Genomic DNA, 15,369 nt, shown 5'->3' with positions numbered 1-15,369 from the left:
ATGTTGTATATAATGAACTATTTTAATAAAGTGAGGGTAAAACTATTTTCGGCAAAAGTATTTCTTGTTAGGTTGGAAGTGCATGCCCCCCATGTTCTTACAAGCATATAATAGGTTCCGGGGTTAAGATAGGCGATATTGGAAGTGTAAATAAAATCAAAGCCTCCCGGACCGGCAGGCATATGAACATCCTGTACAGGAAAGGCTGGGTTAAGGTTGGACGTAGTACTTTGGCTTAAATTGTAAGCAATAAACTGGCTGCATCCGTTTGAGCTTTTATCTGTAATAAGCCGGGGAGAAATAATATAATATCCCGGAGTAGTCACAACTGCACTTGCTCCTATATATCTTAGGCTGCTTATGAGCTGAGTATTAACTCCGGTTGTTGAATTGATAATAGTTGCAGAACCTGTTGTATTTCTCCATGTACCAACCCCATTGATATCTGAAACCAAAATCCTGCCTTCTGCCTGTGTTCCGTCAACAATCTTAATCGCTCCCGGTGTATTTCCGTTATTGATATCCAGTTTAGTCCCGGGAGTTGCAGTTCCTACTCCAATTCTGCTATTATCGGCATCTATGCTTAGAGTATTGTTTGCAATATTTACAGCATTTACTCCGGTTCCTGTTATGCTCAATTTATTGATAGCAGTGAGCCCGGAGATGGTAGTAGGCTCAATTAATGCACCACCAAGTTTTATGGAATTACTGTTTGAATTAAGCCCGTTGATTGCCGTATATGCTCCGCTGCCAGACTTTTGCCAATAGCTGCCATCAAAAAAATAGTATCCTGTATTGGTAATATTTATTCTCTGATCTGCAGTATCTCCTCCTGAAACATCAGTGATATAAACCAATGCCCCTTTCTGATCAGTACCATACAGGGTATTTCCTTTAGCAGTAAGTTCAGCACGTGTCAGCCGTGGAGCCTGCAAACCGGTCTTATCCGTTATCAATAGATTTCCGGAAGCATCTGTTTTACCACTTACATCTAATGTGGTTTTAGGATCAGGGGTGTTAATTCCCATTCTTCCATCCTGTGCGGAGAGGGTAACTGTTGTAAAAGACATTGCTGCTGCAATATTAACTGTAAATTTGTTTTTCATTTGTATGTATTTTAATAAACTGAGGGTTGTGAAATGTTATCCGTTGATTGATACATTTTTATTAACAGATAATTAACAGATCAATGAAGCCCTATCACTGCTTTGTTACAAATAATGACATTATTTTAACCTTCAGGTCTGTTTAAAAAGGCTTATATCTGTTCTCGAATTTATTTTAATTCTATAAGAAGACTTTTATTGAGTTCCTTTTCACTGCTGTAAATTTCACCACACACTTTTCCTTTGATTAAGTACTTTCCTTTCTTTAAAGTAATGAAGTTCTCTTCTCCCTCTTTAACAGCTAGGTTATACAATGTGGCCTTATCTTCTGTTTTTGACTGTATCCGCAAGATGATGTTACACTTTGTCCTGTTTTGAAAAAGAAAAGTAGCTGTTTCACCTTCCATATTGGGAGTAAATAATGCGTTGAGCAATTGAACGGTTTTTTCTTTGTGCTCTTCTGAAGTCTCTGACATCAGATGGTCAAACTCTTCTTTTTCTTCATCAGTATAATATTCGGTGGTATTAGGGGCAATTGCCCGGACTGGCATTGATGAGCCAATTCCTGGCTTTGTCCATGATGAATTTTTAAGAGCTATAAGTTTCTTTTTTAAAACAATCCTCCTGGGATCATCAGGGTGGGCTGTCTTAAGAAAAGTTTCTATTTCATTGATATTATCACTTTTTAGTATACTATTAAAACTCTTTTGTCCATAAAGGAAGCTGAAAAATACCAGCAGTAGAAGCTGAGTCATTGATTTCATTAATATGTGTTTTTTACTGTATAATTGTTAAAGTTTACCTTAAGACTGGAGCTGTATCATTCATCTCTTTCACTGTCTATTCATAATGTCAGATATCTTTTATTGGTTTGTGATACAGCCTGTTTGCCTTAACCGGAATTACTCTGCTTACATACATAAGCCGCAAATAGAAAAGTCTAAATATGAGGGAAATATCCTGACATATTGAATTATGAAATTTTTCATTTTGTATGAATGCTATTCGCTTTTTGAATTTTAGTTTTTTGGTTATCAAGATGATCAGAGTAAAAGTACAGGGAAGTTTTATCTAAAAAAAGAGGATGTATTACCATTTTAATGAAAATGGTAATACATCCTCTTTTGAGCCTGAAAACTCTTTCCTATTCTTGTAACAGATAAAAGTAAAGTAGGATTAATTTAAATAATGAAGATGGATACTGGTGATAAGAATATAGGGCATAAGTTTTCAGTAACCACGTTTGAAAAATTAAAGATAAGAAACAATTGATAGCTTTATAATTATTGTATTTTTAGCATAAGCTTTGTACCGCAAACAAAGGAGGTTATAGAGATTTAATTTATTGAAACAGGACATATTAAATACATAAAAACTACAGGAATTGGTTTTCATCCATGGTTCTTTTCATCCCGGTAGTGATATTGGAAGGTTTGACCTACCGGGATTTTTAATGAATGATTCTATTTTTATGCAAGCATTTTGTAATTAAACAATAACCATAATATAGTGATGTAATTGTCTTTACTACTGATATAGCATTTTTGACAATAGGCTCAACGTTTATGTACAAAATGATTTAAGCTGCTTTATAGGGTTCTCATGATTTTACTCTTGATTGCAAAGTGCTGGTTTTGCCTGCCTTTGCAATCTTTATAGACAAGTTCCAATATATTTTTAGTTTTTGCTGAAAAGTGCCATATGATTAATATAAAATAGTTGGATATTTAACAGCTTTCACAGGGTATCTGGGCGCCGGCATCTACATAAATTGATCAAAGATTTTCGGTGGAAATGAAGCCTATAAATGTATCATATTCCTGAAAATGATACTCCTTCTGTTTTTCTGATTTTAGTTTTTCATGTACTTTTACTTTAGTTAAAACTGATATATGAGAGATAAATTTATTACTTTGAGTTTCACTATTATTCCTTTATTTATGCTATCTCAGGTTGGGATAAATACTCCTAACCCTCAAAATGCTTTCCATGTGGACGGAGCTAAAGATAATGCTATAATTGGAGTTCCCACCTCAATACAACAGGCTAATGATGTTATCATTACATCTGACGGAAATGTAGGAATAGGTACTGTTATACCAGCTAATAAACTTGAAATAAATAATGGAACTACAGCCGGTGCTATTAAGATTATCGATGGGACACAAGGAGCTAATAAAGTTCTTATGAGTGATGCTTCTGGAGTTGGAACCTGGAATACTTTGGCAGGGTCCTGGTTTGGGCTGCTGAGAGGAGGAAGTACTTCCACACAACCAAGCAGGATTGATTTTACAGCAGGAACTGTGGTTGGGCAGGGAGGAACTATTGATATAACAGCAGATGCTATAACGGTGCCGGTTGCAGGACTTTATGAAATTACAGTAAGCGGATGGACACAAGGTACAGCTAGTCCTTATTTAACAACCTGGTCAATTCGAAATAATGGATTGGATATTGCTACACCGCATTATGGTTCACCTTCTGTTTCAATGGGAACTGAGGTTTCCACTACTAATTTTTTTCCCTTGAACGCAGGAGATACTCTAACTCTTTTTTTGAGTAATCCTTATGCTTCTGCCAGTCCAGCGGCTATTGCCCAAAGAGTTTCAATGGCAGTAAAGTTAATAAGATAGGAAAGATCTGCTGCTGAAATCTTCTGTCTGAAGAGGAGAGAGTACGTTATAAAAGTCTTATTAAGTTTTATTAACAGATTCTGGATTATATGTATTTTATTGACTCCGAAATAATGAGCGCATTATGGCAATTTTTATTTAAGCAAACTTTTCCTGTTGGGCTGTCTTTACAAAGAATATAGAGATAATTGCTATATTCATTTTATTCTGATATTTATTTTCAATTCATTGTAAATCAGATTTGTACTATGGGTGTATTGTTGTGTTAACATAAAAAAATTAAATTTTTCTAAAGAGTTCTATAAATCAGGTGTAACGAATGTTTTATATATTGTTTTCCTGAAAATGGTAAATCAATTGTTTTTTTCGTAGATAAATTAGATGTACTTTTATCCCAACAAAGTGATATGATTCTGAAAACTTAAAGGTATTAACCTTAGTGATTGAAAAAAAATCATTTTAAATGCAATCAGGCTGAATTCCCTCATTTCCTCAGCCTTTTTGCTTTATTATTAAAAAACATTTAGCATAAGCAAATGAAAAATCTTCTAACATTTGTAGTATTAAATCTGTTCCTTTCCATAAAAGCCCAGATTGGGGTAAATACATCAAATCCGCAGGCTGCATTGCATATTGATGGAATGAGAGATAATAATCTAAGTGGCATCCCCACAGTAACACAGCAGACTAATGATATTGTAGTTACACAGCAGGGCCGTCTGGGGATTGGTACAACCTTTCCATCTGTGAATCTGGAGGTAAACAGTGGTATCAGCAATTCTTCAGGTGTTAGGCTTACCAGGTTGCCATCTTCATCTGTATTGGCTACCGATGCCAATGGAACTGTAATTTCAGGGAATACCGAATTTACGGGAGTTTCTGTCACAAAACAACGTATGGTTAATGCAAACTCTGAACTTGTTCTTAATAGTGGTTCCGGAGCATATTCTTTTCGCTATACCGGAACAACCGTTGGAGGACAATGGCAGATTAAAGTGAATAATGGAGTAACGAGAACTTTTAATATCTGGGATATTGAATACCGTGGAGAAAACGGAGTCGGGGCCTATAATAATGTATACCAGCTGAGAACTGTAAAAGATATTAATCCTAATGAATGGACTAATTTAGATAATAATATTGCAGGAGGAGCTGATGAATATAATGTATATCACGTTTATGATCTCGGTACAGGAATTATCTTACGTTTTACCTGTACGCTTTCTAATGTTTCAGGAATAAAGGAATCAATGATTCTTGAGGAATTTTAATGTTACAGGGATATACCGGTTTAGATATGAAATTACGTTTCAATAAATACCAATACATTTAAGGTGCAGCTGATAGCTTCTTTTTAATTTATATTCAGTTTTATTATTATTCCAGGAAAATCGTCTCTAATATATGAGACGATTTTTTTAAATTAATATAATGCATTGATATGATTCACCATTCCGTAATGGAAGTGTTTCTGTAAGCTGTTAGAGTAAAAAACGGCTCGCAAAGCTGATGTTTGTATCATTTTCAGGAAAATGGTAATATGACTGTTTTTTTTACAGAAAAATTGAATGTAAGTTTATCTCAACAAAATGATGTGATTCTAAAAACTAAAAGGTAGCCCCTTAGTTATTAAAAAAAGTTATTTTAAATACAATCAGACTTAGCTCTTTATTTTTCAAGCTTTTTTGTTTTCATCAGCAAAGAATATTGGAAAATTTTTGAGCAGCTTTGAAAAATAGATTGGATGTGTGTTCTGATAAGATCATACCAACAAATCACTAAAGTAACTAATTAAATAAATTGATAAATGGAATTATTCTTAAGGAAAAATACAGCAGTTTTACTTGTATTTTCAGGATCATTTTTTTTTGCGCAGGTGGGAGTTAACAGTTCAGATCCGAAGGCTACTTTTGATATAGCCGCTAAAACAACTAACGGCAGTAAAGCCGAAGGCCTTATCGCTCCACGTCTTACAGGAGATCAGATAAAACTGGCAGATATACAATATAACAGTGACCAAGCTGGAACAATTGTTTATGCTTCTTCAGGTGTAACTATTCCCTCTGCAAAAACAGCTAATATTACCGGTCCTGGTTATTATTATTTTGATGGAAATACGTGGCTGAAATTCACTGTAGTAGAACATACGGGATCATCTTCAATTGCTCTTAACGGGGTTTCATTTCAGAGAGCTGCTCTTAACGGAGATATTGCGGCTGCCACCAACAGTAATACAGCAACAGTAGTCGGTCTTCAGGGCAGCCTTGTTTCTGATACTGTTCCTACAGCTCAGGATCTTCTTGCTTTTAACGGTTCAAGTTGGACGCCTTTACCAACTTCCAGTCTTGGTATTCCCAAGCAGGTAATAAGTGTTTCTGTACCTGGAAATCAAAATATATTAGGCAGCATCAATACTACTACTCTTGTACAGTTTACTGTAGAAAATTATGATCCCCATAACTCTTGGGTAAATAATATTTTTACCGTACCCGCCGGCATGGGAGGAACTTATACCCTGAACTTTCAGATCGCAAATGCCCATACAGCCAGTACCACAACAACTGCAGATTTCTGGACAATGATGCATGTTGAGAAAAGTACTGACGGAGGAATAGGGTGGACAAGGGTTATGACAGATATTAGCGTTGCTCACTACAATGATGTGGATAATGGAAACCGTCTGTTCTGGACCGGAAATTTGAATGCAGGAGAGAAGCTTAGAATAAAATCTCAGTATAACGGTGATACAAATAATATTATTTTCTTAGGTAATTTGGCGATTACGAAGTTATGATAAGAAAACTTATCTGACTGATCCATTTATAGTTGATGAGATCCATATAAGAGTTTGGTATTAAGTATTTGTGCTAAGTAACAGATTCTAAATAAATTAACAGAATGCTTTTCGGCCATAGTAGCGAAAATAAGAGCAGGAGGCCTTTTCGGCCTCCTTTTCCGTAAATGTAATGCCTGTAAAACTGTTTGCTGTTTACTAAAGTTACTTGCTTTTTAAATTTTGATACTCAATTAATTTTTTTTCTATCAAATAATTATGTTGAGCCTGTGAAAACTTTTATATTGATTATTTTTACCCACAAAAGGTTTAACTATTTACGTTTTTAATTCCAGACTTACATAATTTTTTATTTTACCGCTGAAAGTTTTAACACTTTAGAATTTATAAGCGATCATTTCACTGTACGGAAGAACACTTTAGTCTTCAGAAAATCTTTGATTTTCTATCTTAGATAAACTTTTCCCCGCAGCCATTGTAAACTTGCTTAAGTAGACTCAAGTGTTTTAAAATAAAAGATTTTGTAGGGCTGTAAAGTTTAAACAACTTCGTTCTATGAAAAATGCGATGTATCAAATTTTTTCTTAGGGAAAATGGGGCTACTTCTGTTTTTTATCAGAGCATATCAAAATATCTTTTATTTCCCGTGTTTATTATGTGATGTTCATATATCGTCGCATACTTCTTGCCTCATTAAAGATTCAGTATGCTTGTCTGCCAAATGTTTTACAAAAAGTGAAGGTGAAATTGAAGTGTGTTTTTTAAAAACCATTGCAAACTTATTTGGAGACGAAAAACCAGCTTCTGCGGCTAATGTAGCCATTTTATAATTTCTGTATTGCGGATATTTTCCAAGCTTTTCCAAAATGTAATTTATTCTCAGTTCATTAATGTAATTATTAAAATCTTTACCCCTGTATTTTTTTATTATATGAGAAAGATATTTACTATTGGTTTCGCAATGTACTACCAAGGATGATAAAGAAAAACAGTTTTGCAGATAAAGTCCGGATTTTTCAAATTCCTGAAGTTTAACAAGAAGCTTTTGTTCTGTACTATTGGTCATCATACGGTATCAGTTTTTATATTTAATGCAAGTACTGCATTTAGTGGGTTACAGTATGTCTCTCTTTTTTTTTTGATGACCAGAATAATGTTGAATGGTGACAAATAAGTCTATACAACGCTGAATGAATTTTTAAAATATCTGATCCTGCTTTGCCGTTTTTTTGAATAGTGTTCAGCTATATAAAAAGTTGGACATGATCTTACAATTTCAAAAATTTATAGCATGATTAAATATTTTGAGTTAGCTATATAGATATAGAAATTCATTTGGTAGAAACAGTAGTAAGATCTATTAAAGTTTACAATGAAATTGAGATTTTATTTTCCATTCATTATCTTCCTTATTCGGGATACCAAGTAAGTCTCAATATAACGAAGGCCTATCAGACAAAAAGCCAAAGCAAAAAATCTTCTGCTTTGGCTTAATGGCATCCATTGACCTGAAATAGGTATAGATGGCAGATATGTCAATAACCTTTCTTAATGAGCCAGTAAAATTCCAAGTACATCACCCACTAGCGGGGTGTATAGATAGGTCGTTTGTTGAAAAGTTGCATTGGAAAGCGTAGTTACTCCCAACTCGTAAGTTCCGGATGGGATATACTGAAAAGCATAGGATGAAAATCTGAATCCATAGTTCCCGTAAGGCCAGCCTGGCGGAATATTGACCACTCCTATATGTATAGTAGCAAGAGTTGCGGTATTACGTAAGTAAAGACCACCAACATAGCCGTTTGAATCCCGTGCTGTTCCGGCATCTGTTACATGGGGATTTATACTTAAACTGTAATATCCTGAAATGGGAAAAGCAATTCTTAAATTAGACATATAAGAAATAGTCCCCTGTATACCTGAAGTTGTTACTGCTGATGCGGTTGTAGCTGTTACAAAGGCCTTAGTAGCAGCAGGAGCGGTAGACCAGGTTCCAGCACCATTAGCATCAGAAATAAGCATTTTTCCGGCCCCTTCGGAACTGTCAATAATTCTGATCGCCCCCGAGGGAACAGAGCTGATAACTTCTAGCTTTGCAGATGGGGTTACTGTTCCGATTCCCACATTGCCAGACGGGCTTACGGTGACATCATTTGACTGCTGTCCTGGAGTAGGAGCCCCGGTTATCGCATTGTCTTTAGCTCCGTCAATATGAAATATTCCTTGAGGGTTAGAAGTGTTAACCCCTATCTGCGCATTGAATTTGGCATATCCTAATAAATAAACAAACAAAATAAATAGTATCTTTTTATTCATATCTTTTAAATGAGTTATATATTATTAAAATTCCTTTGATATAATCTTGCATTTCTGCTTTATAGGTGAGAATGTTAACTATTGTACATATTTAGATGAATATCACGAAAAAAATAATGTTGACTAGAAACAGAATGAAATATGAAGTTTTCTCATTTTGTTTTTTAACTTAAACATTGTCTTTACAAGAAACTCTTACATCTATCGTAATCTTTTATGTAAAGATATACATTATTCCTAGGGGGGGGTTGTTATTCATGTACCGTTTTCCGGAAAACGGTACATGATATTTGAGATGCTTGTAAGATATCTTTAAACTTCTCATAAGCCAGGTATATGATATCATCCTTCTGCCTTTTGTAGCCAAAGGAACCCTGTAAGGCTTGTATATTATTTTTTTTCATCACCAAAAAAAAAAATGTAGACATCTTTTCCTGGTGGTGTTTGTAGATTTGCGCACTGTATAATCAACAAAATCAGTAGGGTATGAAACATATTGTCTATTTAAAATCCCCTCCATAGCCATTCAAACTATAATGACTGTGAACTGACTCAGGTTAACGTGAATGCTCATACAACCAGGAAGAAAAAAATAAATACAAGGATGATTTTAAAAAATATGGTCTTAAGATTTAAGATCAGGAAAAAAACATTATTATTTAGCTGCGCTTTTACTTTAGGGGCGGTTGGTCTGCAGGGACAGGTGGGAATAGGTACCAGTTCCCCTAATTCTATACTTGACGTGAATGGGAAGACTACTCTTAGAAAAGAGCTTAGAGTGGGAGGAACTTCTGCTCAGGTGGGAGATCCCGGACTAAATGGCCAGGTATTGGTTTCCCAGGGAGAGGGATTACCTCCTGTGTGGAAATCGTTAAATGTTTCCTTTATGGGAGAGGGACAGTACAAATTAATCAATTCATATTTATCATCAGATCAGTCAGGAATTACTGCACTTTCTGACGGAGTGGCCGGTGATAATGTCTATAAGAATACTGTTGGAGATTATATTACCGATATCAGTAAAGGAAAATGGAATAAAATAACCGGGCTTGAAAATAACCTTATCATTAAAAACGGAAAGAACCGACTTACTTATCAGTTTCAGACCGGTGTAGAGATGAAAGCTTCTACTGCTGCTGCTTCTCAGAATGTAAGTTTTACCTGTGGGGTTTTCAGGAACGGCCAACTGGTGGCAGTACGCCAGGACAAGATTTCCTCTAACAACAATTCCGAAAAGCAGGGAATCCAGGACTATATCTTTACGCTCAATTATACGGAGCAGAATATTCCGGTAGGTGTACAGAAAGTTGAGGTTGCATGCAGAAAGATGGGAACCTCCAATACCAATAACCAGTTTGCTATAGGGCGCAATGTCTCCGATACCAATACGGCTTCCAACGCCTTCACTCTGGAATCTATCCTCAAAATAGATGTTATTGAATATGTAACCTATAAAACCAACTAGATTTAGTATGAAAAGAATAATATTGACTTTGCTGATCACAGCAGGGCTTCCATTGTCTGCTCAAATAGGAATAAATACCCCGGAACCTAAGGCTGGGCTTGATGTGAACGGAGATCTTGACCTGAGGGGAAAAATTGCTGTATTTAATGTTATGGATAATAAACTGTCAGAAGGTACCCATGACCAGGTTTTGGTTTCACAGGGAGAGGGCTATCCTCCGGCATGGAAGACATTACGGATTCCGGAATACGAACCCAATAAATTTTATTTAATTTACAATAACTCTTTTTCTGACAGGATGGGGGTTAAATTTACCAGTGCTGAGGAACCTAATATTGTCTCAAGATCTGCAGCGTTTACAAAAAACAGCAGCTACAGCAGCTTTAACGGTTTTAAAAAAATATCAGGGCTTTCTCAGACCTTCAATGTATACAGTACAGAAAGCAAGACCTATTTTCAGTTTGAAACAGTGGTTCAGGCTAATTTTCCCGCCAACGGCAGTACAGATATCTCAATTGATTACGGATGTGCAATTTTTGTAGATGATAAACTGGTGAATCTGAGACAGAGGAATATAAAAGCAAGCAGCGCATCAAGCACTTTCATTACGCACAATCAGATAGGAATGGCGCAAAATCTTTCTAAAGGTACCCATACGGTAAGTGTAGCATGTTCAAGACTGAAATCCTATAATACCACCAGTGGAATTACACTGGCCATTGGAATTAATGCAGATACCAATATCAATGATTTCATTTCGCAATCATCACTGAAAGTAGATGTTTACGAGGTGCCACAAGTTTTTAACCCAATAATCAATTAATTTCTATGAAGAAAATATTGTATATAACTTCGCTTTTTTCTGTTTTCCTGTGCCATTCTCAGGTTGGAATCAATACCACTGCTCCTGTAAATATGCTGGATGTTAACAGCGATCTTAATGTGAGAAAGGAAATAAGAGTAGGAGGAACAGATGTATTGAAAGGAACTACCGGAGCTGCCGGAACTATTTTTCATAATAATGCTGATCTGAATGTTAATGACTGGAAAAATATAAAAATTGCGGACGGGCAGGGAAGTATGTCCCTTTATTCCATCAATACAGTTTCAGACCAGGCTGGAGTGATCTTTAGCGGAGGTAACGGATCTACATTACCTTATGCTGAAAATGCTGCTATAACCAGTGCATGGACTGTTCTTCAGGGAACAGGAGATACATTTTCCATTACCAGCCTAACCAATAAAGTGGTGTTCACGTTTCAGACTACCGCTCAAAAGACAGGAAATGGGGATGCTTCCTCAGGTTTTGCCTGTGGAATCTTTGTGGATGACAGGCTTAAAGCTGTAAGAACAGATGTTTTGCTGGGAACGGACGGTACGAATAAGATCTTTAATCTGAACACTACCCTTACCAATCTTCCTCCTAAAAACAATTATAATGTGAAGGTGGCATGCACAAAAAGAAACCTGAACTCCGGTACGCTGGGAATAGGAACAGCAGTAAATGTATCCTACCTGAATACCGAGATGTCCCAATCTGTTTTGACGACATCCGTTCTGCAGCCTTATTGATCTGTGCCTATTTTAGAGCTGCCATTTCAAAGGTGATAACTGTTTACCCAATGATATGAAGCGGGGAAACCTGCTTCTGTCATTTTCCTGTATTTAATAGAATACACAAAAAAATAATTATTCAAACTGACTTTATTATAATGAATTAGCAAATAAAAAAAATAAAAATTTACATGGAAACAATAAATAACAATACTACATATAAGTTCAAAGATATTCATATAGGAAAAATGATTGAAGAAAGATGGAGTGAGAAAAATATTAATATAGTCAGAACATGCAATTTCCTGAAAGTTACCGAGCTTGAAATAAAGGAAATGTTTTTATTACCGGATATGAACAGCCAGATGCTTCTGCGCTGGAGTAAGCTGTTAGAATATGATTTTTTTCGGATATATAGTCAGCATCTGATCCTTTATGCCCCACCATCATCAACCGAAAAAAATACAGAAGCAAAGAACGGCGCACTACCTGTTTTCCGTAAAAACATATATACTAAGGAAATTATTGACTTTATCATGGAGAGATTAAATAATAAGGAAAAAACAAAATTCGAAATTATGAAGGAATATGGAATTCCTAAAAGCACTTTGTATAAATGGATACACAAATACAATGATAAGCCTTAGTACATATTTATTCTAAACAGCTATGAGATATATCGCAATATTATACCAAATAATTAGTAGAAAATAACAGAATATGAATACAACCAAACCTGATTATAAAAAAATATACAAAGATATATTAGACCTTAAATATCCTGAAAAGGAAGCAGGTTGCAGGAAAATATTGAACAAAAAAGAGCTGATGCCTATTGATATTATCAAACTGAACCAGATTATTTTCGGAATAGGAAATAAGGAAATAAAGTCTTTTAATCAGCAGCATAAATCATATGATAAAAAATCCATCAATGCCATACTTGATCATCAGAAAAAGTATGAGCTTAATAATATACAGCTAGCGAAACAGTTCAACCTAAGCAGAAATACAGTCTCGCGATGGAAGAAACTATTTTCAGATTCTTCTTCTCACGATCATAAAGTACGGTAATTACCAGGATGGTTTCCGGTTATTCGGATAAACTGTTTATAAAAAGTGCTTCGGGAATTAAATCCGCATCTGTAAGCTATATCTTCAATAGGAAGGTCTGTGGTGGAAAGAAGATTAATAGCATAGGTAATTCTGTAGGAGTTTACAAAAGTAGCAAAGGTATGTTTTTTGTAGGCAAGCAATTCCGCCAGCTTTGTAACTGGTATATTGCTGACCTTTGACAAATCACCCATAGTGAGCTTAGGAATGAGAAATGGTTTTTCAGATTCCATTATATTCAGTAAGATCTGATATTGTTCATCGGCTGGCTCTGTGTCAGCCGGTTCTTCAATTTCTGATAGCTCTTCACTCGTGAGCGTTTTCTTTTTATAGTTATAAAACCGTATCACTGCAATAATGCATAGAAGAAAAGCGGCGTATATCAGAGTTCTTTTAAAATCGTTTGTATTTTTTCTTACAGTCAGCAAATAAGAAATGAAAACACAAGCTGTAAAGGTTAATATATAGGTTATTGTTGAAAGTATAGTTTTTGATTTTATACTGTAATCAGATTTGTTTAGAAAGATATATAATTTAATGGTATAAAACAGCCATGATAGTACCATAAATAAGTAAAGGCAGCCATTGTATATTTTTCTGATTCCTACATTTTTATAGATTCCGGTAATAAAGAAAATGATATACAGTAAGAACCAAAATAATATGGGAATTAAATGAACTTTTACATTAATGTTCATTTTGTTGTTTATTTTTAGTGCACCGTAATAAAGAAACAGCCCATATGCAGTTCCAAAAGGTGCTCCAATTTCAATAAAGAAAAAGTCTTCAGTAGGATAATAAAGATAATAGGCTATAAAAGTGTAAAGATTATGGAATAATGAATAGTAAAAAAAATTAAAAATAATATTGAGTTGAGGTAATTTTCCGTCTTTTTTATTCTTTATGAGAAAGATTATACAGCTAAGAATAACTATAATTTGAAAGTAAAACGAAAATTTCATAAGGTATGGTTGTTGTTTTTCTGCGCAAGACGAAGCTCTCTGATAAATTCATTGGGAAGGCAGTTTTTAAATAGCTTGAACCATTTATTGAAGGTGGTTGTGGAATTATATCCACATTCAAAGGCTATGGTTTCGATTTTCATATTGATGAGAGAATGATTATTTGCCATCATTTCTATTGCATATTCTATTCTGTGCTTGGCAAGATATTCATTGAAATTCTGCTCAAGATAATGATTGAAAAAAGAACTTAAATGATGTTTGGGTATACCTGTCCTTTCAGAAAGGATTGTTATTGAGAAATTCGGTTTTATATATTCCTGGCTGGAGGAAAAGAAGCCGTCAATTATTTTTTCATATTGCAGAAACGCTTCCTGCGTTACATTAGGGTTGCTTTTTTTATGAGATAGAGTATCATGTGGTACAATAATGCTTTCCTTATTTCTTATGGTCAGAAAATAAATAGTCATGAAGACAATTGTAAAAATATTAATAGCACACTGAAGGGCATCAAGATTAAAATTGATAATAGTGAAGTGAAATAATTTCAATAATTTACCAATTGACAGGATCGTAATAAAGATAATCTGGTTTCTGATATGAAAAATAACATTTCTCTCTTCCACATCTTTTTCAGATAAATATAATTTGGCAAGATATAGATAGAAGAATGCGTAAAAAATATATACAGAACTAAGAATACCATCAAAAAAAAGCCACGGTTCTATAAAATGGTTATTTTTAAACGGTATAATGCATATAATCAACCATAAAATCAAAAAAGAAAGAAAAGGAATAAAATGAAGAAAATATAATCTCTTGACAATTTTGTATTCTTTTAGAGAAAAAACTAATATAATTCCGTAAAGTAAGGAAATAGGTAATTTCAGTTGCAGAATAATATTAATAATATCTAAAAAAACCGCTAAGGAAAAGACTTTTATAAACCATGGAAAAGACTTTTCAATAATTCCATATTTAGCTGCTAACATTGTGCTGCATTATTTTATTAAAGTAGGTACGGTTATTAATAAATTTAGACAAAGATAATTTATTTTAACCAAATTTTATTTATTGTATGGGTCATAATTTTGCAAATTTAATAGTTGTATATGCATTAAACAGTTGCTCCATAACCATTATGTTAGATTGTAAGATTTTTTCAATGATAGTGACATATTTAATTTGATGTATTATTGTTGGAGACTATACAATTTACATCATTATCATTAACTATTTCGAATCTTCGATTTCTAACCAAGGAAGAATCCCATAATATGGCTTATATTCTTTATTTTACTTCAATGACAGAGTTAATTAATACCAAATTATATATAACTGTCTAACCCGTTTTTTTCGAAGTATTTCTACCAATAAATGGGGAATTGCTGTATACAAACACATGGATCACCATCTGAAACAGTTT

The 15,369-nt window shown here is 34.4% G+C and carries 14 protein-coding genes; 8 read left to right on the top strand and 6 right to left on the bottom strand.

What is annotated here, in order from left to right:
* Positions 1 to 17: 17 nt before the first annotated feature.
* Positions 18 to 1,106, bottom strand: coding sequence for a hypothetical protein (locus EG339_RS23595; RefSeq protein ID WP_123872507.1), 1,089 nt, complete (start codon positions 1,104 to 1,106; stop codon positions 18 to 20).
* A 170-nt stretch (positions 1,107 to 1,276) separates the two neighbouring features.
* Positions 1,277 to 1,870, bottom strand: coding sequence for a DUF6759 domain-containing protein (locus EG339_RS23590; RefSeq protein ID WP_123872506.1), 594 nt, complete (start codon positions 1,868 to 1,870; stop codon positions 1,277 to 1,279).
* A gap of 1,128 nt (positions 1,871 to 2,998) precedes the next feature.
* On the opposite strand from EG339_RS23590, the gene EG339_RS23585 reads away from it, so the two are divergent.
* From EG339_RS23585 to EG339_RS23575, 3 genes are all read left to right on the top strand, one after another.
* Positions 2,999 to 3,739: a hypothetical protein gene (locus EG339_RS23585; RefSeq protein WP_123872505.1), complete on the top strand. Its 741-nt coding sequence runs from the start codon at positions 2,999 to 3,001 to the stop codon at positions 3,737 to 3,739.
* A gap of 536 nt (positions 3,740 to 4,275) precedes the next feature.
* On the top strand, positions 4,276 to 5,010 hold the full coding sequence (locus tag EG339_RS23580; RefSeq protein ID WP_123872504.1) for a hypothetical protein: 735 nt from the start codon (positions 4,276 to 4,278) through the stop codon (positions 5,008 to 5,010).
* Between the two features lie 536 nt (positions 5,011 to 5,546).
* A complete protein-coding gene (locus EG339_RS23575) occupies positions 5,547 to 6,533 on the top strand; it encodes a hypothetical protein (protein WP_123872503.1) in 987 nt (328 codons plus the stop codon).
* 664 nt (positions 6,534 to 7,197) lie between these two features.
* On the opposite strand, the gene EG339_RS23570 is transcribed toward EG339_RS23575, so the two are convergent.
* Positions 7,198 to 7,602 carry a helix-turn-helix domain-containing protein gene (locus EG339_RS23570; protein ID WP_123872502.1) on the bottom strand — a complete coding sequence of 135 codons (405 nt, stop codon included), beginning with the start codon at positions 7,600 to 7,602 and terminating at the stop codon, positions 7,198 to 7,200.
* Positions 7,603 to 8,081: 479 nt separating this feature from the next.
* Complete coding sequence (locus EG339_RS23565) at positions 8,082 to 8,849, bottom strand: hypothetical protein (protein ID WP_123872501.1); 768 nt, start codon at positions 8,847 to 8,849, stop codon at positions 8,082 to 8,084.
* A 604-nt stretch (positions 8,850 to 9,453) separates the two neighbouring features.
* Between EG339_RS23565 and EG339_RS23560 the strand changes: the two genes are divergently transcribed.
* The 5 genes from EG339_RS23560 to EG339_RS23540 all read left to right on the top strand — a co-directional run bounded on the left by EG339_RS23560 (position 9,454) and on the right by EG339_RS23540 (position 12,942).
* Complete coding sequence (locus EG339_RS23560) at positions 9,454 to 10,314, top strand: hypothetical protein (RefSeq protein WP_228459673.1); 861 nt, start codon at positions 9,454 to 9,456, stop codon at positions 10,312 to 10,314.
* 7 nt (positions 10,315 to 10,321) lie between these two features.
* Positions 10,322 to 11,137: a hypothetical protein gene (locus tag EG339_RS23555; protein ID WP_123872500.1), complete on the top strand. Its 816-nt coding sequence runs from the start codon at positions 10,322 to 10,324 to the stop codon at positions 11,135 to 11,137.
* A gap of 5 nt (positions 11,138 to 11,142) precedes the next feature.
* Positions 11,143 to 11,886 (top strand): hypothetical protein, encoded by a 744-nt coding sequence (locus tag EG339_RS23550; RefSeq protein WP_123872499.1) that lies wholly within the window; start codon positions 11,143 to 11,145, stop codon positions 11,884 to 11,886.
* A 173-nt stretch (positions 11,887 to 12,059) separates the two neighbouring features.
* Entirely contained in the window at positions 12,060 to 12,515 is a 456-nt protein-coding gene (locus EG339_RS23545) for a helix-turn-helix domain-containing protein (RefSeq protein ID WP_123872498.1), read from the top strand.
* A gap of 73 nt (positions 12,516 to 12,588) precedes the next feature.
* On the top strand, positions 12,589 to 12,942 hold the full coding sequence (locus tag EG339_RS23540; protein WP_123872497.1) for a helix-turn-helix domain-containing protein: 354 nt from the start codon (positions 12,589 to 12,591) through the stop codon (positions 12,940 to 12,942).
* Here the strand turns inward: EG339_RS23540 and EG339_RS23535 are convergent.
* Both EG339_RS23535 and EG339_RS24420 read right to left on the bottom strand, forming a co-directional pair.
* Positions 12,927 to 13,679 (bottom strand): helix-turn-helix domain-containing protein, encoded by a 753-nt coding sequence (locus tag EG339_RS23535; protein WP_164466482.1) that lies wholly within the window; start codon positions 13,677 to 13,679, stop codon positions 12,927 to 12,929. The genes EG339_RS23540 and EG339_RS23535 overlap by 16 nt on opposite strands.
* A gap of 260 nt (positions 13,680 to 13,939) precedes the next feature.
* A complete protein-coding gene (locus tag EG339_RS24420) occupies positions 13,940 to 14,569 on the bottom strand; it encodes a helix-turn-helix domain-containing protein (protein WP_164466481.1) in 630 nt (209 codons plus the stop codon).
* Positions 14,570 to 15,369: the final 800 nt, after the last annotated feature.

This window comes from Chryseobacterium bernardetii, assembly GCF_003815975.1.
In the GTDB taxonomy this organism is placed as follows: Bacteria; Bacteroidota; Bacteroidia; order Flavobacteriales; family Weeksellaceae; genus Chryseobacterium; species Chryseobacterium bernardetii.
This window is presented reverse-complemented; position numbering and strand designations above follow the sequence as displayed.